Raw genomic sequence first — 25411 nt, forward strand, 5'->3', positions numbered from 1 at the left:
TTATGCAGCTCGCCAATCTCATCGCGCTGCAACCTGCCCCCCGGAATCCGAGCTCACGGGATCCCGGGCTGGGAAGGGCACGTCCAGCGCCGAAGGATCCTCTGCCCGAGCCAGCATCTCTCCCAAGTCGTAATTGACACTCGTCACACCGAAATCCGGCTCGCGCCCGAACGGTTGGCGCACGTACCAGGGGCGGCCGTCGTCCCCGTCCACCTCGACGATCGCCAGAATGTAGTCATCCGGCTTGTTCAGCCCGGTGAGGATCTCGTTCTTGGTCACCGTCACGGTCCGCGCGCCGGCGACTCTTCCCTTGACCTCGATGAATCGCAGCCGCCCGGTGCCCGGCACGTGGGACTCCACGTCGTACCCCCGCTTCTCGGAGGAGACGTCCACCGGCTGGAAACCGAGGCGCCGTTCGGTCTCCAGCACGACCTCCAGCGCAAGGCGCTCGATGCGGGCCGTCTCCTGGGCCTGGTGGCCCAGATCGTCGGGGCCGGCTCCCGCGCTCAGTCTGGCGACCAGTCCAGCCGGGACCACCAGCGCACCGCCGACGACGACGGGTGGCAACGGCGAGAGCTGCCTCTCCTGCTGCAGCTCCTCCATGCGTCGCTGAAGGCGCACTTCCAGCTCGTCGGCCCGCTGGCGAGCACGGGCGGAGTTGAGGCGCGGCGTTCGGCCTGCCTCTTCCTGGGCCCGCAGGTCCGCGGCGCGATGGTCCCAGTACGCGATCTCCTTGGTCAGGCGGTCCTTGACGGCCGCCACGGTACGATCAACCAGCTCTTCCTTCCTGGCGCGGACTTCGCTCAGGTGCCGGGGAACCAGCTCCGATACTGCGTACTCCATTGCCATCGCTTCGAGATCCGTTCGCGTCCACGCGCTGGACAGCTCGGACTCCAGCATGCGACGCTCATCATCGGTGATGGGGCGGTAGTCGAGATAGGGCGCGTATCCCGCCGAGCGCCCCTGGCCCGTCGAATCGATCTCGACGAACTGCAGCTGACGGGAAACGACGCGTCGGTTGCCGGCGCGATCGGTCCGCGCGTCCTGGATGGCGTGCTCGAGATAGAGCAGCACACGAGGGGCATCGCCGTCATCGTCGGGATCGACCAGGATCGCTCCATTCTTCAGGAGGTCGCGATAGCGTTCGAGGACGAGATCGATCGTAGCGTCGAGCAGGGGGTGGCCAGGGCACACGAACGACGCGAGCGCCTTCCCGGGAACGCTGATGAGGTCCTTCTCGAAGGTGATCCGCTCGTAGCGCTGGAGGACCGGTTCCCCGACGCCCACGAGGCGGTCGCGGCTTCGGATGACCGCCGGCACGTGGGTGATCTCGAATCGACGGGGCTCCCGCTCCCGGATCGTGCCGCCGAGCAGGCGGAAGGCTTCGATGAAGAAGGCAGCTATGAAATGGGGCTGGAGCCGGCGGGCTGCGGCGCGCTCCATGTCCTCACGAATGCGGCGCACCTGGCTGGCGTCCATCGCATCGCGGGCCAGCGCTCGCTCCTCGAGGAGGTCCCGCAGGTGGTCGCGGTCGAGGGCTCCCTCGACCGCCAGACGCAACCGATCGCGAACCTCGGGCTGGTCTCCATAGCGGATCGCCTCGATCAGCAGCTCGCGAAGGGGCCGCTCGTCGAACACCTTCCCGAGAACGTCGAACACCTGGCCGCCCAGAGCAGCTCGCTCGGCTTCCAGCTTTCTGAACAGGGCCAGGAAGATCTCCCCTTCGCGGGTGCCGTCGGCGACCAGGTTCCACATGTGGCAGACCTCGGTCTGGCCAATGCGGTGGATGCGCCCAAACCGCTGCTCGATCCGGTTGGGGTTCCAGGGCAGGTCGTAGTTGACGAGCAAATGGGCGCGTTGGAGGTTGATGCCCTCGCCGGCCGCGTCGGTCGCCACCAGGATCTGGACCTCCTTGTCCTGGGTGAAGGCCTCCTGCACCTTTCGCCGCTCCTCCCGCCCCAGGCCGCCGTGGATGATCACGACCGACCCCGGGGAGCCGAGCAACGTCGTTATCCGCTCCGCGAGATAATGGAGCGTGTCCCGGTGCTCGGTGAAGATGATCAGCTTGCGTCTCGCCCCGCCCGCATCGAACATGTCCTCACGTCTCTGGAGCAGCGCCGACAGCTCCTCCCACTTCCGATCGGTGCCGCTGCGCCGCACTCCGTCGGCAAGCTGCTCCAGGCGCTTCAGCGCAGCGATCTCCAGCTCCAGCTCGGCGATCGTGCGGGCGGCCGTGGCCTGGTCGAGGATCTCCTGCTCCAGCTGCTCGCGCTCCGCGCTCGGCGCCTCCTCGTCGATCTCCAGCAGGTCTTCCGTGTCAATGCCAGCAGCCGGCAGATCGCGAAAGGCCTCCTGGCCGCGGCGGTGGATCTGCTCCTCTCGCAGCCGACGCTCCAGGCGTTCCCGACGGCGGCGCAAAGACTGATAGATGGCTTCGGGTGAGGACGCGAGGCGGCGCTGAAGGATCGTGAGCGCGAAGCCCACCACGGTGCCGCGGCGGGACTCGCCCTCCCGCGCCAGTCGGTCGGCCCGATTCATCTCCTCGCGCACGTAGTCCGTGACCTGGGCGTAGAGGGCCAGCTCCCCGGGCGATGGGGTGTAGGACACGGTGTTGGCGTAGCGCTCGGGAAACAGCGGCGTCTCGTCGAACCGGAGGAGCTGCTCCTTGACCAGTCGGCGCATGAGATCCGAGGTATCCACTTGGTGGACGCCGTCCCGGAAACGGCCCTCGAAGCGGTCGCCATCCAGCAGCGCCAGGAACAGCTGGAACTCCTCCTCCTTACCGTTGTGGGGCGTGGCGGTCATGAGGAGGAAGTGGCGGGTCAGCTTGGATAACAGCTGCCCGAGCTGGTAGCGCTTGGTGTACTTGACCTCTCCACCGAAGAAGCTGGCCGACATCTTGTGCGCTTCGTCGCACACGATCAGGTCCCAGTCGGTCTGCTCTAGCTTGGCCTGCAGCTCTTCATTGCGGCTGAGGTGATCCAGGCGCCCGATGATGAGGTCCATCTCGGCGAACGGATTCCCGCTCCGAGAGGACTCGATCTTGTCCCGGGTGAGGATCTCGAACGGTAATTGGAACCGTCGGTACAGCTCGTCCTGCCACTGGTCCACCAGCCCGCCCGGACAAACGATGAGGCAGCGGCGGAGATCACCTCGGACGAGGAGCTCCTTGATCAGCAGGCCCGCCATGACGGTCTTCCCGGCTCCTGGGTCATCGGCAAGCAGGTAGCGGAGTGGCTGGCGAGGCAACATCTCGCCATAGACGGCCGTTATCTGGTGAGGAAGGGGGTCGATGAGGGAGGTGTGGACGGCGAGCAGGGGGTCGAAGAGATAGGCGAGGCGAATCCGGTGGGCCTCGGAGGCGAGGCGGAAGCGCGCTCCGTCGGCGTCGAAGCTCCACGCGGCCCCCGCCTCAATGACCTCGAGGCTGGGCTCCCGGTCCCGGTAGAGGAGCTCATGGCCAAGCCGGCCGCCGATGTCCTTGTAGGTCAGCTCGACTACCGAATCGCCATGCCACGTGACATCCACGACGCCCACGGGACCGTCGGGCAAGACGCCCCTGACCCGGGCTCCCCGCGTCAGCTCTTCGAGCCGCGCCACAGATCGGCTCCCCCAAAAACGGTGAACGGGCCCAATGCACCAGAGCTCATGAATCCAGGAAGGGACAGTACAGAACGCATATTCTACTCGCCGACGAACCCCGCTGCCAGCCGTCGTGCGTGGTTGATCGTTCTGGTCCTCTCTCGGCGTCGTTAGTTGAAGGCCAGGTCGAGGTGCCAGCGCATTGCCTCGAGCTGTTCGAAGGAATACGAGGGCACGACGAGCGATCCGACCGCCAGCTCGTAGAGCTGTGCCCGCGGCACGTTCGCGCGAAAGACCACGCGGCACGGCGAATCGTCCTCGGATGCCCCCGCCGGGAGGTCCATCGTCACGTCGCCGATGAGGGTGTTGACCTCGTTCCGGATCGTCACGTCGGTGTGGAGCAGCGCGTACGGGTTGCCGCAGGTGGGGGTGGTGACGGTCCCGGTCAGCGTGTAGACCGGGGGCGTGGTCGGAGCGGCCACGGGCGTCGCGCGCGGACCGCCGGCCCCCGGCGCCGTGCACCCGATGCACGTCAGGAGCGCCAGAACCGCGGCTCGCGCCCCGGTCGGCGCCCTGATCAGCTCAGCTCCCGGCGAAGGACGTTCGCGCTCAGCACGAGGGTGACGGCGTCGAATACCAGGAGCACGCCGACCATCTCGATGACGAGGAGCCAATCCCAGCCGTTGATGACGAGGCTTCGGGTCGCGTCGATGGCGTAGGTCATGGGGTTGAAGCGGGCGAGCAGCCGCATCCACGGCGGCATGATCGATATCGGAGCAAGTGCGCTACTGAGAAACACGAGCGGCAGGCCGATGAAGCCGATGAGGGTGAAAAAGTCCCCGTGGCGCTTCAGGGAGAACGCCAGGATCATGGAGATGCCGACAAGCCCAATGCCGAGCAGCATGCCGATCACCAGGATCATCGCGATGCCGCCGAGCCCCGAGGCGATGCGCACGCCCAGCGCGTACGCGACGGCGAGGATCAGTAAGCTCTGCGCCGAGCCGATGAGCAGTATGTACAGGAATCGGCTGACGACCAGGGAGAGCCGGTTGATCGGCGCGACCATTAATCGTTGCAGGAACCCGCTCTCGCGGTCGAAGAGCACTTCCACGCCTGAGTTGATGGACGCGTTGTAGACGGTCATCACGACGGATCCGGCCGTCATGAAGGTCAGGTACGTCACGCCGGGCACCAGGGCGCCCGAAGCCATCCCGGAAAACAGGTGCCCGAACAGGATGAGCCACAGGACCGGCTGCGCCAGCGTGGTGATGAGCCCGATCGGCTCTCGACGGAGGCGGCTGAACCACCGCCCCATGAGGACGGCGTTTTCGCCGACGAAGCCCACCACCGCTCCGGCGCCAGGGCGCGCGGCGCGGGTTGTCGTGCCTTGGAGGACGAGCCCCGGCGCGTCGGATGTCGCGCTCATGCCACCCTCTCCCCCTGGACTCGCTCGCGGAGCGAATATCCCGTCAAGTGCAAGAATACATCGTCCAGGCTCGGCCGCTGACAGACGATGGACGTGGGCGGGCCCCCGGCGCGCTGCGATTCGGCCAGCACCACGGGAATGGCCTCGGCATGGCTGGTCACCTCGAGCCACAGGCCATGGGGCTGCCGGTAGACGGCGAGCACTTCCGGCCGCGCCGCGAGGGCGCGCTCCAACGCTTCAGTGTCTGCGTGGCCATTGGCGTCGGTCGCCGCGAAATCCAGACGAATCGACTCGTGGCCGTGGGCGCGCTTCAGCTCGTCGGGCGTGCCGAGCGCCTGGATCACGCCGGCGTCGATGATGGCGATATGGTCGCACAGGGTGTCGGCTTCCTCGAGGTAGTGCGTGGTGAGCAGGACGGTCGTGCCCGCCTCGCGGAAGCCCATGATGTAGTTCCACAGGCGATGGCGCGTCTGCACGTCGAGCCCCAGGGTGGGCTCGTCCAGAAACAGAACGCGCGGGCGGTGAATCAGCCCCATCGCCAGGTCCAGCCGTTTCTTCATGCCGCCGGAGTAGGTCCGCGCGATGCGGTCTGCCGCGTCGTCCAGCTCCACCAGCTCCAGCAGCTCGCGCACGCGCCCGGCGCGCTCCTGGCGTGGCAGGTGGTACATGCCGGCTTGCAGCAGGAGGTTCTCGCGGCCGGTCAGATACTGATCGACCGTGACCTCTTGGGGGACCCAACCGATGAGCTGGCGAACCGCCGCGCTCCCGCGCTCCACGTCGATCCCCGCCACCCTCGCCCGGCCGCCAGACGGCGGGATAAGGGTAAGCAGCATCTTGATCGTCGTGGTCTTTCCGGCGCCGTTGGGGCCCAGCAGCCCGAACACTTCGCCCTCGACCACGGAGAACGAGACGCCGCGCACCGCTTCCGTCGGTCCGAAGCTCTTGCGAAGGTCCTGCACCTCGATCACGGGGCTCTCTGCCACCGGGTCCTCCTCGCGGTCAGCCGGTACGCCGGGCGCGGACGAGGAGGGCCGGCTTGTCCAGCTCGCGCATCACGTGCTCGGCCACGCTCCCATGGCGCAGCCGGTCGAAACCGCTGCGGCCGTGAGTGCATAGGATGACGAGGTCCGCCTCGCCCGCGGCCCGCTGAATGACCGCGCGCGGCTCACCGACCTCGACGGCGAGCTGGACCGAGACGCCCGGAACGTTGAGGCGAGCTTTCACCCCCTCGAGGTAGGTCATGGCGGCGGCGCGGGCATCGGGGGCGGCGACGGCCCGAAAGAGGGTCAGCGACGTAACGGGCCTGCCGGCGAGCGCTTCGGTCACGGGAATCGCCTCTTCGGCGACGCTGGACCCATCCAGCATGAGGAGCGCGCGTGCCAGGTCCGTTGCGGATGTGCTCGCTCGGCGAATGACGAGGACCGGCGCGGTGCCATCGCGGATCAGGCGATCCGTGACGCTGCCCAACGCGAACCGAACGATTCCGGTCCGTCCGTGGGTCGCCATCACGACGAGGTCCGGGCGCTCCTGCGCCTCGTAGTCGAGAAGGGCCGCGGACACGGGCCCCTTCAGTAGCTCGCTCCGGACTTTGGGCCAGCGGGGTCGCACGTCGTCTTCGAAGCGCGAGAGGTCGGCGCGAAGTTCACGCTCGATCGCCTCCGCGAATTCATCGAAGATGCGCGGGTCGACGGCCGTATCGTCGGCCGGGAGCGCGGCGGTGGCGGGTTCGAGGACGCGGACGAGGACGAGCTGAGCATCCTGCGCGCGGGCAACCACTTCGGCGATGGCGAGCGCCTTTTCGCTCTCCGCGGATCGATCTGTGGGAACCAGGATCTTCTCCATGCGGCTTCTCCTTCGATCGTCGTCGGGTCCCTGAGCGTGCCTGATCCGTGGGTCCTGTATTCGGTGCCGCCGGCTACGGACTCAGTCGTTTCCCGGTGCCGCGAAGTTTTCGGCGCTTCGCGCTCATCTCGCCGATGGTCGCGCGGGGGTACCACTCGGCCATGCTGTGCCAGTCGAGGACGCCCACGACGCGGTGTCCCTCGGGCAGCTTGATGAGGCGCTCGAGCACGATTTGCTGCTCGTCGAGGTACTGGCCGATGGTTCGGAGGCTCTCTGCTTGCTCGCCAGGCGGGCCATGAGCCGGCTCCTCTCGGAGCTGCCGGGCACGCTCGCGAAGCTGCGCCACCTCCTCGCGGCCGTACCGCTCGCGCTGCCGTTCGCCGTCACCCGTCTGCCAGGAGACGACGATTCCGGCCCCGCGGATGGCGATCTCGACCGCGGCCACGTCTGACCCCGCGAGGCGCTGGTCGAGGGTCCAGCCGATGGCCCGCAGCACGTCCGCGTATTCACCCTGCTTGAGCATCGATCCTCCGCTTCGGCCATCCGAGCGGGATGGGGAGCGCCGCTTATTCTATGCCGGCGCGTCCCTCCACGATGTCGCGTTCTTTTCCCGGCGAATTGGGTGATGTATCGTAATCTGCCGCCAAGATCTCGATGGTTTTGGCTGAGCGTCTGATTTCGGAGTTTGCCCATGCGAGCAGTCCGATTTATCGCCACCATCTGCGTCGTCGTCACCACCGTGGGATGTGGCGGAAGCCGCGCCGGGGCGCCGGCCGGCGCCTCGGCGTCGGGCGGCGGCTCGCCTGTAGCGGCCGAGCCCGGCCCGTCCAAGGTGGGGGTGGGCGTCGTCGGTAGCGCCTCCGACGCGGGGCTCTTCATCGCGGAGGAGAAGGGGTACTTCGCGCAGCAGAAGATCGAGGTGGAGACCACCCGCTTCTCGACAGCGGCGGACATGGTGGCGCCCCTCGGCCGCGGCCAGCTCGACGTTGGCGCGGGCGCGCCGAGCGCGGGGCTCCTCAACGCCATCGCCCGGGACATCCCGCTGAAGATCGTGGCCGACAAAGGGAACGTCAACCCCGGCTTCGGGTTCCAGGCCATCATGATCCGAAAGGACCTCTGGGACGCGGGCGTGCGCGGCCCGGCAGACCTGCGCGGGCGAACGGTGGCGATCAACGCCCGCGACATCACGCCGGAAGTGCTGCTTGACCACTATTTGCGCAGCGGCGGACTCACCATCAACGACGTCAACGTCGTGACCCTCGGATTTGCGGACATGTTCTCGGGATTTGCCAATGGATCCGTGGACGCGGCCTTCCCCATCGAGCCATTCGTGACCCAAATCGTGGAGAGCGGAACGGCGGTGATCGCCGTGCGCGCTGACGCCGTGCTGCCCGGCCAGCAAGTCGCCGTCATCTTGTACGGCCCGAACTTTGCCCAGAACACCGACCTCGCGCGGCGGTTCATGGTGGCGTACATCCAGGGCGTGCGCGACTACAACGACGCGTTCGCGAAGAACGACCCGGCGAAAAAGGCCGATGTATCAGACATCCTCGCGCGAAACACGCCGGTGAAGGACCTCTCGCTCTACGACAAGATGGTCATGCCTGGGCTCAATCCCAACGGTCGTGTCAACCTGGACAGCCTGAACGACTCGCAGAACTGGTGGATCGAGAAGGGCTCGCAGGGCGCCCGCGCCGATCTGAGCAAGGTGGTCGACGACCAGTACGTCGACTACGCGGTGAAGCTCTTGGGCGCATACTAGTCGTCCGTTGTCTTCAAGACACATCGCGGCGGTTCCCAGCGCCGTCGAGAACCGAGAACACGGCTGCGGAGCTTAGGCTCGATCATCCCTCGTCCCACCCGGTTCGGCGATTTGGTCCCTGCGGGAGCCGCCTGTTACCAGCGGCTGCCTCGGCTCCGAACCGTCGCATATGCGCTGCCGCGCTGGCCCGCGTAGCAGTCCGAACAGTAGACGGGCTTGTCCGTCCGCGGCTGGAAGGGGACTTCGGTGTCCTTGCCACACTGGGCACATACCGCGGGGTACATCTGTCGCTCGCGGCGCTCGTAGCCGCCGCCAGCATAGCTCCCCCCGGCATAGCTGCCGCTATAGCCACCCTGGCTGCGCTTTCGCTCGGCGCGGCAATCCGGGCACCGGCTGGGCTCATTGGTGAAGCCCTTGGCGGCGAAGAACTCCTGCTCACCAGTGGTGAACGTGAAGCTCTGGTTGCAGTCACGGCAGATTAAGGTCTTGTCGGTATACACGTGCTGACTCCTTGGGTCAGAAAAGTTGGCGCAGAATCAGTCAGCACAAAGAGAGGAGGCGAACAAGAGAACCGGAGGACGAACCCGAGGAAGACCTGCGCGACACCCCGCCAGCTGGCGGGCTCGATTCATAACCACTGCTCAACTATACCCGAATCCCGCGCCGTGCGCCCCCCGATCCGTCACGAGGCCTGGACCTCGTCTCCCTGCTCGATGGCCGCTCCTGACTCCAATCCACGAAGCTCTTGGTCCCAAAGGCGCAAGCAGTCTGTCGCCTTGCGCCGTGGACTCGTGAGCGCCGGCACGCGAATCCGTCCCTCGGCGATGCGGGCCAGCTCCACCCGGATCCCATCGAAGTCCGGGGCTCCGACTCGCTCCTGCAGGAACACGAGGAGCCGGCAATCATCGCGCAGGCTGTCCCACCGCGTCCGGTTTAGGACGACCCCGCTGAGCTCCGCTTGCCCGGATGCAAGCTTGGCGGCGAGGAACGCAGCGCTGGCGCTCCACGGCCTCTCGGCACTCTTATTCACGCATTCGTCTCCAGTCCACCGGCCGGGAACGGGGCGAAAAGCGTTCCGCCTGTCGGCGCACGCGGACCGCATCCGCAACCGAGGGCCGCACGCTGTTCGGCTGTTCCAGGCGATCGCGAAAGTCGATCAGGATCTGAACGATCTGATTCTGAAGGGCACCCGCGCTCAGGCTCGTGCCAGCCAACTCGACGGTCAGCGTGTAGCGCGTGTGACCGGCGCTCGCCGAGTCTCGTTCGAAGATGTGGCGCTCCACGACCTTGGCGGAATCGCAGCAGCCCTCGATGGTCAGCGCGGCATTCTGCTCGAATGCCGTGATCTCCAATTCCCACACTTCCGTCGCCCCGTCGGCAGCCCGGCGCGTTTCCGTGCAGCGTGCCCCGAGCTGACGTCCGCATGGGCCGCTGAGCTCGCCGGCAACGGTTGCGCGGTGCCATTGCGCGCGCATCTCCAGGGCGCATCCTCGATCGAACACTTCCTCGATCGGGCGCTCGATGACGATGCTCTGCCGCGCCGTTCTGGATCGATCGGGTCGCTGTGGGGCCGCCACGTCATGTCTCTGGGGCAATAGCTCGTCTTGCACCATCGTGCTCCTGAGGCTCGCTGTCACACTGCCGAACGATCGGCGACGGTTACGCGCTCACCGTGTCCTGGCGTCGGCCGCGCAGCAGATCGATGAGCTCCCGAACCGTGAGTTCCCGTTCCCCGATGCGCCCAAGGCTCTGGTCGAGTTGTACGGAGTAGCGCTTCCGGCGGCCGACGCGCTCCGAGCTGAGATAGCCGGATTGTTCCAGGTCGCGGACGATCTCCCGCGTTGCCCGCTCGGTAATGCCTACGGCCAACGCAATCTCGAGCCCGGTGCTCTCCGGGTGACGGCTAATGTACGTCAGCACCAGGGCGTGGTTGGTGAGAAATCTCCACGCTGGCATGGATGGCGTTCGTTCCTCCGCAGTGGTCCCCGGATTGCCGTGCCGTCGTACGAGGTGTCACGGATCATGTATTCTACTTCATGTGTGCGGTCGGGGCGGCCAGTCGGACGGCTGGCCCCACAAAGGATCCGCATGCGCCGCCAGAAAGGGAGCAGGACATGGCCACCGGGATCATCAAGAAGCTCGTCAGCGATCGGGGCTTCGGCTTCATTCTTCCGCAGGGCGCATCGGCCACCGGGGAGGACTTGTTCTTCCATCGGAGCGACGTCCAGGGGGCAGGATACGAGGCGCTCCACGAAGGAGACACCGTGACCTATGACGTCGGGCGGGACGCCCGTCGGGGGACTGCCAAAGCAGAGAACGTTCGGGCCGGGCGCGACTGAACCTCCGGCGGGTTGATCCCCGCTGGATCCGAGCCGCGCGAAATCTGACGGCACGGAGCTATCGACCGCCGTGCGCCCCGATGGATTTGGTCCCTGGCCACACTTCTAGCCGAAGAAGTCTGCCGCTGCACGCTGGAACGCGTCCGCCGCGTCGAGCTGGACCAGGTGCTTGCACCGATCGAGGACGCGGAGGTCGAGATCCGGATATCGCTGCCGCAGGAGCGATGCACGCTCCGGCACCGAGCCGCGATCATCGCGCCCGTAGATCATGAGGACCGGGACTGTGATCTCGCCCAGGCGGGTCCAGAGCGGCTCGCGCGGCGCGCCCCCCGGTGCCGCGGCGGGTCGGGCGCGCACGTGCCCCAGGCTCATCTCGTACCGTTTCTCCACGAGCTCAGGCGTGATGAGGGCGTGGTTCCAGAGCTGCTGTTCCAGAACGTGGCGCACGTCATCGCGGGTCGGCTCGCGGCCAAACACGTTCTCGCCTTCGCCCGGGGTTGGCGCCTGGCCGCCCTCGGGCGGTGGGAGCAGGCTCCCGGTCCCGAGGACGAGGATCCTGCTGATCCGCTCGGGGTGCTGAAGGGCCAGCGCAACCGCGAAGTTGCCGGTCTGCGAATGGCCCACGAGGCCGGCCTTGTCGATCCCGAGGGCATCCATGAACGACAGGATGAACGCCTGCTGATACGCCGAAGATGGATCGGCCGGATCCGGCGAGCGTCCATAACCCGGGCGGTCGGGAGCAACGGCGCGCAAGCCGCGCGCCGCGAGCGGGGCCAGGTGCTGCTCCCACACGTCCGCGGACGAGCCCAGCGCCGCGCCGTGGAGAAGGATCACCGCGGGCCCCCGACCCTCCTCCAGGTATCTGATGTTCAAGCCATCCACGGTCACGTATCGGTCGGTCGTCGTGGCCATTGCGTCGCCTCCTTCTGGTCATACGTATGCCGCGCGCAACGGAATTGGTGCCATCCACCAGCTCGGGAGCGACCGTCCCCCGTGGAGGGGAAGTAGCGCGCCCGTGGCGGGCCATTGTACTGCGGACCGTGGAGTACCATTGCAGAGGGACCCATCCCTGTGGAGCGCCGATCGTGGATGCGCTTGCCTTCTTGCGGGAACAATCCGCTCAGGCCGATCGAAACCTGCGCCAGGTCTTCACCCCGGTCATGCCTGACCAGGCACAATGGCGTCTGGCCGGATCCACCGCCAACACGATCGGCGCCACGTTTATGCACGCATACTTCAGCGAGGACCAGATGGTGCAGGACATGCGCGGAGCGTCCTCCATATTTGAGAACGGGGGATGGCGCGACCGCCTGGGCTATGACCACTCCAACGTCTGGACCTTTGAGGGAAGGCACGACCCACGGCTCCTTCTCGAATATGCGGAGGCCGTGGCCGCGGCGACCGAGGCGTTCCTCGCTGAACTCGATCCGGCGGCGCTGGACGACGTGATCGATACCCCGCGCGGCCCGCAGCCCCGGGCGCGACGGCTGTCGGTCTACCTCGTGCATCACAAGGCGCAGCACGCGGGTGAGATCGCCGCGCTCCTCGGCTGTCAGGGTGTCAAAGGCCTTCCGTTCTAGCCGGCGCTGATCGGACGCCGGTCGCGAGATGCGCCGCCGATTGCCCCTCGCGCTGCTCATTGTCCTGCCTATCGCGGCGCTGGCGGCCGTCATCCTGGCCGTCGGCCTGTTGCGCCGTGCCGGCTACGACGTGGTGCGGTTTCGAGCCGCAGCCTTCGTGGGTCACTGGGCGTCCGCGTCGGATCGCTCCTGGGTTCGCGCCACTTCGGGCTGGGTCGCCTTCGGCAGTACGGGGATACCAAAGGTCGACCAGTCGTTCGATGGGATGACGCTGGCCATCGGCGGACGCACGTTCGACCGGGGGATCGGTGCGTTCGCTCCGTCCGAAGTGGTCTACGACCTCGATCCCTCGGATTCACTCTTCGCTGCCACCATCGGCATCAACGACGGCGGGCCGCCCGGCGAAGGCAGCGCCACATTCTCGATATTCCTGGACGACCTGCTGCTCTACCAGAGCCCGCTGATTCGCTCAGGGCAGCCGGGCCGGGACGTCATCGTTCCCCTCACGGCACCCGGGCGCCTGCGGCTCGTCGTCCAGCCCGTCGGGCCGCTCTCTCCCTGGAACCTGGCGACGTGGGGCGATGCGCGCATCTTCCAAAGCGTGGCGGTGTTGGGCGTGCCGCAGGAGCTGGGAATCGCGGTGCAAGCCGCGCGCACGCGGTCCGCCAACGCGACGCGTCGATCCGCGGCCGAGAGCCGGCTTGGCGCGCAGACGGCGCTGCGGGCCGCTGAGGTGGACGACGACATCGGCGCCTCGGACGGCGGGACGGCCGTCGCGGCATTCGACGAGGCGCGCGGCGACTGGGTGATTGGGAACGAGTCAGCCGCATTCGTTCTCGGGGTCGGCACGCAGACGCGAGGGCAGGTCTCGGTGCTCCGGCGAAAGGGGCCCCAGCTCATCCTCGACCGAAGCACGTCCTCGGTGGAGTTCACGGGTCGAACCTATCGCCTCGCGGAGGGAACTCCTAACGCCGCGGACGTCAATCCCGCCCGGGTGAACGTGTCCGGCTTCGGCCCCGGCACCCAGATCACCATCCCATTCAGCTATCCAGATGGAACGGAGATCCAGGTCAGCGTGATTGCGCTGGACGATTCGCCGGCGTTTCTCTACCAGCTCCAGCCCGCCGCCCCGATTCCGTCGGGCGCAACGTACGACTACGTCGACGGCAACGGTGCGCTGCTCTTGGGCGACCAGGCCCAGTACCTGACCGACGTCAGCCGAATCCGGTCCGGCTCGATCCGGGACGACGGAGTGGCGCGCCACGAATCGATCGACTTCGGCAAGCCCCTCCTGGTGTGGGGCGGGGCGCTTGGCGCCCCGGTCCTGATGGCGACAATCGACGAGACAGACCTGATGACCGATTTCGCCGTCCTGCTCACGCCCGGTCAGCTCCAGGCCGACGTGCACTACGCCGCGCGCCGGTCCCGCCCCATGGGATCGGCGCCGCGCCTGTATCTCGAGGTGTCAGACGAGACGCGAATCGCCCACGCTTTCGATCGCTATCGAACCGCGATGGGCCAGCTCTATCCGACGCGACCGCCACCGTCGTGGCTCCGCTATCAGTGGTCGACCTGGTACGTCTATTTCATGGGTATCTCGGACGCCGCGATTCGCGCGCAGATCGACTACATCGCGGACCACCTGGCGGACCTGGGGCCGTGGCACGTGGTCATCGACGCGGGCTGGTACGTGGCGGAGGGTCGGCCTGGATCCAGCTTTGAAAACGTGGACCGGGCCAAGTTCCCCGACGGCATCCGCCCGGTCGTGGACTACGCCCATTCGCGGGGCGTCAAGGTCGCACTGTACCTCTCGGTGCCCTATCTCGACTCGCGCGAGCAGTCCGGCGATTGGCTCGGGCTACGAGGCGTTATCGACGCCTATCGGCCGTGCCTGACGATTCTGGGATCCGACCCCAGCAGCACCTCGTACGCGTTCGACTTCGATCGCCCATGTACCCGCGACTACTGGCGGTCGGTACTGACGAACTACTTTCGTGACTACGACGTCGATGGGCTGGTCGTGGACGGGCTCGGATTTGCCGAAGGCGCCAAGGTCAGCCCGCGAAGGCTGGACCCCGTCGGGATCGTGGACCGCGTCGCTGAGCAGACGGTGGACATCTACCAGTTCATGTACCAGACGGCCAGCAGGCTCAAATCCGACATGTATCTCGAGGGCGGCTGGCACTTTCCAATGATGGCGAAGCCATACGCGACCAGCTTCTGGCTGAGCGACAGCGTGGCGCGATTCTCGAGCCCGTACCCATTTGCCGGCCTGGTGGAAGCCGTCGACTACGCGGCGTTCCAGCGGATCGCGCTCGGCCAGCCCGCCCATCTCGGCTGGATCAACGACCTGCCCAGCAATGACCAGGTCAATCGATGGCGGCTGGAGGCGGCGCTGGCGCTGGCGTGCATGGTCGGTGACGGCACGAATCTCCTCGACCTCACACCCCGCAACTTGGCGGCCCTCCGCGCGCGTCTGGTGCACCTGAGGCCGTACGTCGGAACCACCGTCGTCGACGATCCTCAGCGGCCGACCGTTTTCGGGACGATGCGCGACGACCTGGCTTTCATCGGCATGCTCAATCGATCGGTGGGCTCACAGCAGCTTCAGGCGTCCCTGACCGACTTCGGGCTGTCCTCGGATCGACCCTACACGGTGTACACGCCGGAAGACGATGCGGCCAAGCTGGCCGAAGGGGCGATTGTCGACACGCTGGAGGGCGAGTCCTTCCGTCTGTCGGTGATTCCGCTGCGCCCCGGCGTCGTGTGGACGGATAGCTCGTACGTCCAGCGTCTGGGCCGCGATGCCCTCGTTGTTCGGCTGCGTGGTCCGACCAGCATCCGAGGCTTCGCGGCGATCTACGCGCCCGGGCTCCAGTCCGTGTCCATGGATGAGCGGCAGCTCACCGAGGGGGTGGGTGGGCCGCTGGGCCGGATCCTCGAGGGCGACTACCAGTACGATGAGACGACGGGCATACTACGGCTTCGCTACGATCACGACCAGGAGCACGTGCTCCGGATTGCCCTTCGCTGAGGCCGTCGGATCGTTGACCCGCCGCGGCGGCCTTGGGTACCCTAGCACCGGTCCCGAGCGTGAAGGTGGAGGAGCGGCCGATGCAGCCGGTGTACAACAATCCAGATTTCGTCCGACCCGATCCCGGAGACCCGGCAGAGGCCCTCGGCCACGTGGATATCCAGCCCAATTTGCGCGTCGGCATGCCGGCGCCCGACTTCGATCTCCCCACGGCCGATGGCGGGCGCTGTCGGCTGAGCGACGTCCTGCGCGAGCGGCACGCGGTCTTGATCTTCGGCGCCATCACGAGTCCGGTGACGGCCACGAATATGCCGGAGCTCAATCACCTGTGGGAATACGTGCGGTGGCGCGGGATCCAGTTTCTCTTCATCTACGCGCGCGAGCCACATCCAGGCGAGGTGTACCCACACCACACGTCCATGGAGCAGAAGATCGCCGTCGCGCGAGAGTTCCAGCAGGTCGAGCACGTCCGCTTCCCGGTGCTGGTCGATGAGCTCGATGGAAGCGTCCATCGAGCTTACGGACCACGGCCGAACCCGATCTTCGTCGTCCACCGCAACGGGCGCCTGGTGTATCGGGCGGGCCACGCGCAGGCTCCCGAGCTTCGTGATTACCTCGAGCATCTGCTGCTGTGGGACCAGGCGATCGCCCAGGGGCTTCCGCTCCACAACATGTACATCGAGCAGATCCGGTTCATCATTCCGGACCCGGTTCACCACAGGGAGATCGTGAAGCGCGCGGGACCGAAAGCCGTGAAGGAGATGCAGGCATCCTTCGGGGAGCACAGCTTCCTGACGTGACAGTCGCTTCGGCCCGGCCCGCCCGACGTCGATTCGCTACTCGGCACTCCAGATGACGGCCCCGTCACCATCGAGCATCTGCATCGTCGGCGTTCCGTCCTCGGCCACTGAGAGCCGGATCCGAGGCCGTCCCTGCTGATCCCAAAGGATCATCGAGGTGCTTGGCGGCAGATTGCCGAGCGGGCCACGCCCCATTCCGAAGCGGGCGACCGCGGTTCCATCCTGCGCGTAGACGCTCATTCCCGACCCATCCGGGTCGTCGGCGTCGATCCCGCCGACGCCGACGACAAGCCGCCGCGTTCCGTCGGGACCGGCCCGCGGGCGAAGAAGGGCGGCTGACCGCCACTGAGTGGAACGTTCGCTTCGCTCGATATGACCAAGTCACTCGTCGGGCGCACCTCTAGCCCTTCGGCAGCATCTCGGCGGGGGTCTGCCGTGGGCCCACACTCTCAAAGTATTTGCCCGTCTCGAGGTCGTACCGGCCCTGCAAGTGCTCGCCTGCCTTCTGGCTGCGAATGATCACGGCGACCGTCCGCTCGCCGACGGTCACTTCGGCGTGGACCTCCTTCGGCCCGACGAGGTCGATCTCACCGGGGCCCACGTGGACGTCGACCGTCTTCTTGATCTCCGCGTAGTCCGGCCTCGACCCGTCGTCGATTCGGTCGTATTTTTCAATCCGCTCGTGCCCGTCGAGCACGCCATACAGGGTATAGATGTGGCCGTGGTCATGGATGCGGGTGCGCTCGCCGGCCTGACGGCTCCCCCCCTTGATGAGCCCGTTGATGGCGAACCCATACTCCGGGTCTTCGTAGAAGAGCAGGTTCTCCGCGCGCCCATCCTTGACGACGCAGTCCGGCCAGTGCTTGGACGCCTCGCGCACCGCCGGATCGGCGAGCAGCTCGGCGAGAATCGGCGTTAGCTCGCGCCAGCGCTTGTCCAGATCGGGCTCCTCCGCGAACAGGTCGCGGGTCTTGCTGATGAATCGTTCCAGCGCGTTCTCCGTGGTCGTGCGTGCTGCCATTTCTCCTCCGTTCGCCCGGGCGCGCCGCCCGCGGCCGGTCATCACCGAACGCTTGCCTCGACGCCGACCCCGTAGAATCGGGCGCAGTTGTCCCAAAGGATCTTCCGCTTCTCCTCGTCGGTGAGGGAGAGCATCAGGAAGCTCTCGACGGCCTTCGGGTACTTCGAGTCGCCGTGGGGATAGTCCGTCGAGAACACGAGCTGATCGCACCCGAACTCCTCGATGGTGAACCGGGCTGGCTCCTCGTCTGGCTCGATGGACACCCAGCACTGGCGCCGGAAGTACTCGCTGGGCGGCATGTCCAGGTGCTCCATGAAGATGTCGCCCTCCCGCTCGTACCCCTCGTCCGCGCGCCAGATGAGCCAGGGAACCCACGAGCAGTTCGCCTCGAGGAACGCCACCTTGAGCCCCGGGTGCCGCGCGAGAACGCCGCCGCAGAGGAGCCCGCCCAGGCCGAGCATTTGGGACACCGGTTGCGAGTAGATCCGGCGGATCCCGAAGTTCGGGTCGAAGTTGTCTCCCACCTGGGGCGAGGCCGAACCGGTCGCCTCGTGGAACCCGACAGGAATCTGCAGCTCCTCGAGGGTGTCCCAGAGCGGCTCGTAGTACGGGTCGTACCAGTTGTGGCCGTTCACGATGTTCGATCGGAGGAAGATCGATCGGAAGCCGTACTCCTTCACGACGCGGCGCGTCTCGGCCACGGCGTCGCCGATGTCGTACACCGAGACCATCCCGGAGCCCAGGAGCCGGTCCGGGCGGGCTTCGCAGAACTCGTGCAGCCAGTCGTTGTAGGCCCGGGCGATGGCGTTCGCGAAGCGCGGATCCATGGATGGACGGGTCAGGACGGAGAGGCCGCGCGTCGGGAACAGCACCGCGGCGTCGATCCCCTCGACGTCCATAGCCTCGAGCTGGCAGTCCGGTGTCCAGCCGCGCTCCGAGTGGTCGCGATAGATCTGCTGGTTCTTCTCGAAGTTTCGGCCCCGATTCGGCGTCCCACGCGTCACTCGGGCGGCCGGGTCGTCCTGCGGAAAGACCGTCCGGAGGTCGCGAACGTTGTCCGACGTGACGCCGCGGGGCGCCAGGTCTTTGAACTCGGGAGCGATGTACTTCGGCCACAGGTCGGGTGGCTCCATGATGTGCATGTCGCTGTCAAAAACTTTGAATCCGTTCTTCGCCATAGACCTCCTCCATGTCTCGGCCAGTCGTCCAATGCCGCGCCCCCCGCGACGTGCTCGGGGAGGAGTGACGTCTACCCCCGATCCCAGCCTTCCCCGAGACGGGGGAGGAGCATCTCTACACCGCGACCGGGACGTTGGCGAGCGCGGGATACAGCCGCCGCGCGTTGTCGCCGAAGATGTTGCGCTTGTTCGTGTCCGTCAGGTCTGTGCGCTCCGCCAGCTCTCGCGTACTGTTGGGGAACGCGCCGTCCCAGTGTGGGTAGTCGGATGAGTAGACGAGGGTCTCGTCACTGCCGAGGTAGTTGATGACCGTGGGGATCATCCACTCCTCGGGCTCGGCGCCGAAGAACACGCGGCCGCTCTTCATGTACTCGCTCGGCGGCTTCGTCAAGAGTGGCGCCTCGAAGGGCCGGTGCTCGTACTCCTCGTCCATGCGATCGGCAAGCATGGGGATCCAGCCCACCATCCCCTCGAGGAACGCGACTGTGAGGCGGGGGAACTTCTCGAGGACGCCGCCATAGATCACCTGGACGGTGGCGGTCATCTGCTCGACGGTGTGGCCGAGCGTATGCTCCGCGAGGAACGTGTCGAAGCGGTTGAACCGCTCGATCTCCGAGCCCTGCGCGTGGAATGCGATGGGCACGTTGTACTGCTGGGCGCAGGCGTACACGTCGTCGTAGCATGAGTCGCTAAGCTGGTGGTTGTAGACGAATGTGTGGAGCATGGCTCCCACGTGGCCAAGCTGCGTCACAGAGCGCTCCAGCTCGCGGGCCGACGCCTCCGGGTCGACGAGCGGGAGCACGGCGACGCCCTTCAGACGGTCGGGCTTGTTGCTGCAGAACTCCGCGAGCCAGTCGTTGTAGGCGGAATGCAGGGCGACCGCGAAGGCGCGATCGCGGAGCGCCCACGCCCCCAGGAGCGTTGTCGTGTACAGGACCGACACGTCGATCCCCTCGGTGTCCATATCCTCGATCTGGATCGAAGGGTTGCCGTGTCGCCGCCCGTATTTGCCGCCGACGCTGCGGTCGACGAAGCCGTTCCCGCGCATCGGGTACGTCCGGAACCTGGGCTCCATGTATCGGCGGAGCCCCTCCTCGTCCTCGTGGACGTGGCCGTCGCTATCGATCACAACGAAACCGTCTCGCATGTGGAGCCTCCTCTCCCTGTGGCGCGAAGCGGGCGCGCACCCCGGCTGCCCTTTTCGCTCCCCATCCTACGCCGGGTTGCGCAAGACGGCAACATTCCTCCCGCCCGCGCTCAGCCTCCGCGCATGAGCTGCATCAGGAGCTGCACGATCTGCGCATCCGGCCACTCGAAGCCAAAAGTGTCCGGCACGAATCCCATCGGAAGCTGGATGTTCAGACCCACCTCGAAGATGAGGAGGAAGAAGAGGTAGATCGAGAGGGCGATGGCGACGCTCGTCACCCAGCTCTCCCGCGCGGCCAGGCGCAGGAATGTGAGGGCAAGGCCGGCCGCGCCGATCTTGAATCCGAAGAGGACCACGCCGGCCGTGAACGCGAAGATCCAGGCGGACATCTCCAGGGCCCGGCGCCGCGCCAGATCCGGCGGGATCTCCGGCTCCTCGGCCTCGCCCGCGGCGCGCGCCTCCGCGGCCGTGTCCGCGGGCCCGACATCGCGCGCGGGCCCCGCAGACCGCTCGACGGATCCGACGCGCTGGGGTGGAGCGAACAAGACGCGCACGGCGACGCCGAGCTGCACCAGGGCCAGGGCGAGCGCCGGCCAGCCCATCGTCCAGGGGAACAGGCGGGCCCGAGCCGGCCAGTCGCGCGCCTGCCACAGCATCCATGCGATGATGAGGGTCAGGCAGATGCTGAAAAGGAGATCAGCTCTCTTTCGCAACAAGCAGCTCTTCCCTCACACCCAGGCGACCAGCCAGCCGCTTTTGGAGGATAGGGGCCACGACGAGCGCGATGCCGACGAGGATTGTCCCGAGCAGGATCGGCCGCAGCAGGAAGGCGAACTCATAGCGGGAGTACGAGATAAACAGGTTGCGCTCGATGAGCTTTCCCAGGACCAGCCCGAGGATGAGCGGCGGCCGCGGCCAATCGAGGTAGACCATGATCATGCCGAGGAACCCCGCAGCCACGGTGATCCCGAGATCGAACAGGGAATTCCGCTCGGAGAACCCGCCGAACAACACCAGCATCACGATGCCCGGCAGGATCAGCGACGTGCGGATCTCCGTGATCCGCACCATCTGATTGATCAGGAGGAAGCTCAGTCCCACGCTGACCACGTGGGCGACGACGATGACCCAGACGAATGAGAAGGTGAGATCGAGCTTCGAGGTCAGCATGCTCGGGCCGGGCTGAATCCCCTGGATGAGGAACGCGCCCAGCAGGATCGCCATCGACACGCTGCCCGGCACGCCAAAGGCCACCGTCGTGATCAGGTTCCCGCCCTCCTTGCTGTTCATGGCGGCCCCCGGGCCGAGGACGCCCCGCACGTCGCCATGACCGAAGCGGGACTTGTCCTTCGCGCTCTGCACGGAGTGGGCGTAGGTGACCCACTGGGCAACGGCGCCGCCCAGTCCTGGTATCACCCCCAGCACCGTGCCGAAGAGGCTGCACCGCATCGTCAGCCCCCAGTGGATGAAGGTGTCTTTGCACCCCTGCCAGACGCTGCCGATCTTTCCTACCCGCGTTTCGGAGATGCTGCTCTGCTTGATCCAGAGGTCAACCAGCTCGCCGATGCCGAACAAGCCGACCGTGACCGGCACCAGGCCGATGCCATCCCACAGCTCCAGACGGCCAAAGGTGTACCGTTGGATGCCCGACTGCTGGTCGAGGCCGACCATCGACAGCATGAGCCCGAGGGCGCCGGCCAGGATGCCCTTGCGGAGGTTTCCGCCGCTGAGCGCTGCGACGAAGGCGATGCCCAGGAGCGCGAGGCCGAAGAATTCGGGCGAGCCGAACGCGAGGACGATGGGGCGGATGAGGGGGACCGAGAGCCCGAGAATCGCGGCGCCCACGACGGCGCCGACCAGGGAGCTGGTGAGCGCGGCGCCGAGCGCGCGTCCCGTCTCGCCGTTCTTCGCCATCGGGTGCCCGTCCAGCACCACCGCGGCGGCGAGAGGTTCGCCCGGCACGCCGAAGAGGATCGAGGTAATGTCCCCGAACATCACGGAGACAGACAGCATGCCCAGCAGGAACGCGAAGGCCTCGACGGGCTTCATGTGGAACGTGAAGGGCAGCATCAGCGCCAGGGTGGTCGGCGCGGAGATCCCCGGCAGGATGCCGATGATGAACCCGATGAGGATCCCGAGCATCATCAGCGGGAACGTCGGCCAGGTGAAGACCTGGGCGAGCCCGCTCAGCGAAGCCTGGAGCAGCGTGTCCATGCGCGACACTCCACCGCGTCAGGGGTCGACCAACCGGCTAATAGTATCCGCAGTCCGAGCCGAGCGGTGGGAGGCCGCGTCGATCGTGCGTGACCTATCGCCTCATTCCCGGGCGCGGGCCAGGCACGAGCGAACGCGCGACGCGAGCTGGGGCATCGTGAAGGGCTTGGTCAGATAGTCGGTCGCCCCGAGCTCGAACCCCTCGCGCAGGTCGCTTTCGGAGTCCATGCTGGTCAGGAGCAGCACCGGCAGATGGGCCGTCCGCGGGTCGGCGCGGAGCGCCCGGAGGACGTCGAGCCCGCTCATTGTCGGCATAACGATGTCGAGGAGCACGAGGTCCGGCGCCCACTCGAGGACGGCACGGATCGCCTCTTCGCCGCTGGGCGCCTCGCGAACGGTGTGCCCGTCGCGCTCGAGGGCGAGACGCGCCAGAGCGCGCATGTCGGGGTCGTCGTCGGTCACGAGGATGCGAGCCGCCGTCGCGACCCGTGCGTGGCTGGGGCCCACAAACTCACCCGAGGTCTCCGTCGACGGCTCCAGGATCAGCTCGCAGCCCTCGAAGGCGCAGAAGACCTCCATCGCCGGGCTGCGCGCCGCCGCGAGCGCCCGGGCCCGGGCCTCGATCTCCGCCACCATCGCGTCGTCGTGGCGCGGGTCGTGGTGCGAGAGGGCCAGTCGCCGCACGCCGGCCGCGGCGGCCAGCTCCACGACGTAGTCGAACGTGCTGTGCCCCCACGTCTTCTTTGCCGGGAACTCCTCCGGGGTGTACTGCGCATCGTGGATGACCAGGTCGGCGTTGGCCATGAAGCGCGCGTGGCGTCGGTCGCCCTGATGGAGGATCGCGTCCACGCGCCCGGGCGGCGCATCGGACCGCCAGAGGAGGTCCGAAAAGGGCTCGTGGTCCGTCAGACAGGCGACCGCGACGCCGCCCGCTTCGATTCGATAGCCCAGCGTCATCGTCGGGTGGTGGAGGTACTGGGCGAATACGTGGGCGCCGCCGATCTCGTGGTGGCCCTCGGTCAGCTCGTGGCACGTGATGGACGCCGGGAGCTGGTCTAGCTCGACCGGAAAGTGCTGAAACTCCATTTGGCCGGCGAGGGTCTGGTGGAGCGAGCGATTGATGTCCTCCGGGGCATACACGGCGAAGCGATTGCCGTGGACGAAGAGCGGGCCGAAGAACGGAAATCCCTGGATGTGGTCCCAGTGGGTGTGGGTGAGGAGGATCGTGGCCGAGAGCGCACCCGTCGTCCGCGCCATCAGGGCGTCGCCGAGCGGGCGGGCGCCGGTGCCGACGTCGAAGATGAACGTCTCGCCGGAGCCGGTCTGAAGCTCGACGCAGGACGTATTTCCGCCAAAGCGGACCGTGCCCGCGCCCGGTGTCGCGATCGAGCCCCGCGTCCCCCAGAACCGCACCCGCATGCGCACCCCCGTCGCACCGCGAAGTATGCCCGTCCGGCCCGGCAGGCGCTACCTGGGGCGGGTTTCGGGGTAACCCGCGCCCCCGGGGTGCTGAAGGTCCAACCGCCGGCAGCGGTCCGCGACGCCTGTTTAGGGTCCTGCTACGTCATCACGATTGGTTTGACCGTTCTTGGCCCGTTGGACGACCGCTCGCAGCTCGCCGAGCAGGCGACGCAGCTCGTCGGTCCTGGCGCTCCTGGCCGCCTCTTCGACGGCGCTGCCGAGCGACGAAATGGCGTCGAAGCCGAAAGAGGCGCCCGACCCCTTCATGCTGTGGGCCGCGACGCGGATCGATTCGTAGTCCGCCGCCTCGAGGGCTCGCATCATCGCCGATACGTCGTCTTCGCGATGGGTGAGGTACGCGTCGCGGAGGACGGCCAGCTCGGGGTCCGCACCGCTTCCGACCGCCTCGTCCGGAGCGGTGGCAGCCATTGCCGCCGACCCGAACTGCGCGATCGCGTCGAGGACCGCGTGCTTACGCACCGGCTTCGCCAGGTGCGCGGTGCAGCCGGCGCGCAGACTCTGCTCGACCTCCTCGCCCGTCGTGTGGGCCGTCAGGGCGATGATGGGGATAGGCGGCGAGCCCCGGCGCCGCTCGATCTCGCGAATCGCCCGGGTCGCCGAGTAGCCGTCCATGGTCGGCATCTGGACGTCCATGAGGATCAGATCATAGGTCCCCGCTTCGAAGCGCTCCACCGCCGCGCCTCCGTGCTCCACGAGGTCCAGCGTGTGGCCCGTTCCGCGCAGGTAGAGCTGGAGCAGGATGCGATTGTCGATCGTGTCCTCGGCGGCGAGGATGCGGAGCGGCCGTCCGCCAGGGCTCGGCGCGGTCGCGGCGGCGGAGGCGTGGTCCGCGCCTCCGCCCATGGCCTCCGCGATGGCGCGGAACAGCGCGGTGCGCTTGATCGGCTTCACGAGGTAGCTCGTGACACCCACTGCGTGACATCGATCGATGTCCCCAACCCGGCGGTCCGAGGTCAGCATCATGACGATGGCGTCGGTCAGCGCTGGATCGGCGCGAATGAGGGCCGCGGTGTCGAAGCCGTCGACGACTGGCATGTGCGTGTCGAGGAGGACCAGGTGGTATGGGGCGCCCGCGGCCGCCGCTCGTCGAAGCTCCGCCAGAGCAGCGTCGGCGTTGTCCGCGTCCGAGACCGTCGCGTGGGCCCCGGCTAGCAACTCCCGCACAATGATGCGGTTGCTGGCGTTGTCGTCGACGAGCAGGCACCGCACACCCGTCAGATCGAGCGCGGCGGACGGGCTCTGGCGCTGCGGATCGTGGACGCCGAGGCGCGCCGTGAAGGAGAAGACGCTTCCCACGCCCGGCGTACTCTCGGCCCATAGCCGGCCATCCATCAGCTCGACGAGCTGCTTGCAGATCGCGAGGCCCAGCCCGGTGCCGCCGTAGTTTCGGGTTATGGAGGGATCGACCTGGGTGAATTCGCCGAAGATCTCCTCCAGCTTGTCCTCGGGGATGCCGACCCCGGAGTCGCGAACGGTGAAGAGGAGCACGCGAGCGTCATCGTCCCCGCCGTCCGCCGCGCTCACGGTCAGGGCGATCTCCCCCGACTCCGTGAACTTGATCGCGTTGCCCAGCAGGTTGAGGAGGATCTGGCGGATCCGATCCGGGTCGCCCACGAGGCTCGTCGGCGTGCTCTCGACCACGCGGCTCACCAGCTCGAGCCCCTTGGCATGCGCTCGGGGAGCCATGAACTCCAGCGTGCGGTCCAGCAGCTCGTCCAGATCGAAGTCGATCCGCTCCAGCTCGAGCCGTCCCGCCTCGACCTTGGAGAGGTCGAGGATGTCGTTGATCAGGTTGAGAAGGCTGTCGCTGGCGTCGCGCACGATGCGGAGATACTCGCGCTGCTCGGGCGCGAGCTGTGTCTCCCAGAGGACATCGGACATCCCGACGATCGCGTTCATGGGCGTGCGGATCTCGTGGCTCATATTGGCCAGGAAGAGCGACTTGGCGCGATTCGCGTTCACGGCGAGATCCCGCGCGATGGCCAGCTCGCGCTCGGATTTCTG

Annotated in this window: 24 protein-coding genes; 5 read left to right on the forward strand and 19 right to left on the reverse strand. The window is 67.0% G+C overall.

Annotated elements, in window-relative coordinates; genetic code table 11:
- Nucleotides 1-18: 18 nt before the first annotated feature.
- From VFC51_01640 to VFC51_01665, 6 genes are all read right to left on the reverse strand, one after another.
- Nucleotides 19-3600: a helicase-related protein gene (locus VFC51_01640; GenBank protein ID HZT05707.1), complete on the reverse strand. Its 3582-nt coding sequence runs from the start codon at nt 3598-3600 to the stop codon at nt 19-21.
- A 152-nt stretch (nt 3601-3752) separates the two neighbouring features.
- A complete protein-coding gene (locus VFC51_01645; GenBank protein HZT05708.1) occupies nt 3753-4064 on the reverse strand; it encodes a hypothetical protein in 312 nt (103 codons plus the stop codon).
- 95 nt (nt 4065-4159) lie between these two features.
- Entirely contained in the window at nt 4160-5008 is an 849-nt protein-coding gene (locus VFC51_01650) for an ABC transporter permease (GenBank protein ID HZT05709.1), read from the reverse strand.
- Nucleotides 5005-5991, reverse strand: a complete 987-nt coding sequence (locus VFC51_01655) for an ATP-binding cassette domain-containing protein (GenBank protein HZT05710.1) — start codon at nt 5989-5991, stop codon at nt 5005-5007. Before VFC51_01655 ends, VFC51_01650 begins: the two co-directional genes overlap by 4 nt.
- 16 nt (nt 5992-6007) lie before the next feature.
- Nucleotides 6008-6850 carry a universal stress protein gene (locus VFC51_01660; protein HZT05711.1) on the reverse strand — a complete coding sequence of 281 codons (843 nt, stop codon included), beginning with the start codon at nt 6848-6850 and terminating at the stop codon, nt 6008-6010.
- 73 nt (nt 6851-6923) lie between these two features.
- Nucleotides 6924-7373: a hypothetical protein gene (locus VFC51_01665; GenBank protein ID HZT05712.1), complete on the reverse strand. Its 450-nt coding sequence runs from the start codon at nt 7371-7373 to the stop codon at nt 6924-6926.
- A gap of 168 nt (nt 7374-7541) precedes the next feature.
- On the opposite strand from VFC51_01665, the gene VFC51_01670 reads away from it, so the two are divergent.
- Nucleotides 7542-8612: an ABC transporter substrate-binding protein gene (locus VFC51_01670; protein ID HZT05713.1), complete on the forward strand. Its 1071-nt coding sequence runs from the start codon at nt 7542-7544 to the stop codon at nt 8610-8612.
- Nucleotides 8613-8746: 134 nt separating this feature from the next.
- Here the strand turns inward: VFC51_01670 and VFC51_01675 are convergent, their stop codons facing one another.
- The 4 genes from VFC51_01675 to VFC51_01690 all read right to left on the reverse strand — a co-directional run bounded on the left by VFC51_01675 (nt 8747) and on the right by VFC51_01690 (nt 10568).
- On the reverse strand, nt 8747-9112 hold the full coding sequence (locus VFC51_01675) for a zinc-ribbon domain containing protein (protein HZT05714.1): 366 nt from the start codon (nt 9110-9112) through the stop codon (nt 8747-8749).
- A gap of 182 nt (nt 9113-9294) precedes the next feature.
- On the reverse strand, nt 9295-9642 hold the full coding sequence (locus tag VFC51_01680; protein HZT05715.1) for a hypothetical protein: 348 nt from the start codon (nt 9640-9642) through the stop codon (nt 9295-9297).
- Nucleotides 9635-10189 (reverse strand): hypothetical protein, encoded by a 555-nt coding sequence (locus VFC51_01685; protein ID HZT05716.1) that lies wholly within the window; start codon nt 10187-10189, stop codon nt 9635-9637. Before VFC51_01685 ends, VFC51_01680 begins: the two co-directional genes overlap by 8 nt.
- Nucleotides 10190-10271: 82 nt before the next feature.
- Nucleotides 10272-10568: a winged helix-turn-helix transcriptional regulator gene (locus VFC51_01690; GenBank protein HZT05717.1), complete on the reverse strand. Its 297-nt coding sequence runs from the start codon at nt 10566-10568 to the stop codon at nt 10272-10274.
- Between the two features lie 158 nt (nt 10569-10726).
- Here VFC51_01690 and VFC51_01695 point away from each other — a divergent pair, with 158 nt between their 5' ends.
- Nucleotides 10727-10951: a cold shock domain-containing protein gene (locus tag VFC51_01695; GenBank protein HZT05718.1), complete on the forward strand. Its 225-nt coding sequence runs from the start codon at nt 10727-10729 to the stop codon at nt 10949-10951.
- 105 nt (nt 10952-11056) lie between these two features.
- Here the strand turns inward: VFC51_01695 and VFC51_01700 are convergent, their stop codons facing one another.
- Nucleotides 11057-11863, reverse strand: a complete 807-nt coding sequence (locus VFC51_01700; GenBank protein ID HZT05719.1) for an alpha/beta hydrolase — start codon at nt 11861-11863, stop codon at nt 11057-11059.
- Nucleotides 11864-12036: 173 nt separating this feature from the next.
- On the opposite strand from VFC51_01700, the gene VFC51_01705 reads away from it, so the two are divergent.
- From VFC51_01705 to VFC51_01715, 3 genes are all read left to right on the forward strand, one after another.
- A complete protein-coding gene (locus VFC51_01705) occupies nt 12037-12531 on the forward strand; it encodes a DinB family protein (GenBank protein HZT05720.1) in 495 nt (164 codons plus the stop codon).
- 28 nt (nt 12532-12559) lie between these two features.
- A complete protein-coding gene (locus VFC51_01710) occupies nt 12560-15565 on the forward strand; it encodes an NPCBM/NEW2 domain-containing protein (GenBank protein HZT05721.1) in 3006 nt (1001 codons plus the stop codon).
- Between the two features lie 80 nt (nt 15566-15645).
- Nucleotides 15646-16365: a redoxin domain-containing protein gene (locus VFC51_01715; GenBank protein ID HZT05722.1), complete on the forward strand. Its 720-nt coding sequence runs from the start codon at nt 15646-15648 to the stop codon at nt 16363-16365.
- A gap of 36 nt (nt 16366-16401) precedes the next feature.
- Here the strand turns inward: VFC51_01715 and VFC51_01720 are convergent, their stop codons facing one another.
- From VFC51_01720 to VFC51_01755, 8 genes are all read right to left on the reverse strand, one after another.
- Complete coding sequence (locus tag VFC51_01720) at nt 16402-16605, reverse strand: hypothetical protein (protein HZT05723.1); 204 nt, start codon at nt 16603-16605, stop codon at nt 16402-16404.
- A 160-nt stretch (nt 16606-16765) separates the two neighbouring features.
- Complete coding sequence (locus tag VFC51_01725; protein HZT05724.1) at nt 16766-17386, reverse strand: hypothetical protein; 621 nt, start codon at nt 17384-17386, stop codon at nt 16766-16768.
- Between the two features lie 41 nt (nt 17387-17427).
- The gene (locus VFC51_01730; protein HZT05725.1) at nt 17428-18564 is read right to left on the reverse strand and encodes an amidohydrolase family protein; all 1137 of its coding nucleotides are present in this window, start codon (nt 18562-18564) and stop codon (nt 17428-17430) included.
- Nucleotides 18565-18679: 115 nt separating this feature from the next.
- Nucleotides 18680-19711: an amidohydrolase family protein gene (locus VFC51_01735; GenBank protein HZT05726.1), complete on the reverse strand. Its 1032-nt coding sequence runs from the start codon at nt 19709-19711 to the stop codon at nt 18680-18682.
- 110 nt (nt 19712-19821) lie between these two features.
- Nucleotides 19822-20424, reverse strand: coding sequence for a tripartite tricarboxylate transporter TctB family protein (locus VFC51_01740; protein ID HZT05727.1), 603 nt, complete (start codon nt 20422-20424; stop codon nt 19822-19824).
- Nucleotides 20408-21925 carry a tripartite tricarboxylate transporter permease gene (locus tag VFC51_01745; GenBank protein ID HZT05728.1) on the reverse strand — a complete coding sequence of 506 codons (1518 nt, stop codon included), beginning with the start codon at nt 21923-21925 and terminating at the stop codon, nt 20408-20410. The genes VFC51_01740 and VFC51_01745 overlap by 17 nt, the downstream gene beginning before the upstream one ends.
- Before the next feature lie 102 nt (nt 21926-22027).
- The gene (locus VFC51_01750) at nt 22028-23344 is read right to left on the reverse strand and encodes a response regulator (GenBank protein HZT05729.1); all 1317 of its coding nucleotides are present in this window, start codon (nt 23342-23344) and stop codon (nt 22028-22030) included.
- A 129-nt stretch (nt 23345-23473) separates the two neighbouring features.
- The coding region (locus VFC51_01755; GenBank protein HZT05730.1) for a response regulator at nt 23474-25411 on the reverse strand (1938 nt) is incomplete at its 5' end.

The sequence above is a fragment of the Chloroflexota bacterium genome, from assembly GCA_035652535.1.
Lineage (GTDB): Bacteria > Chloroflexota > UBA6077 > UBA6077 > SHYK01 > DASRDP01.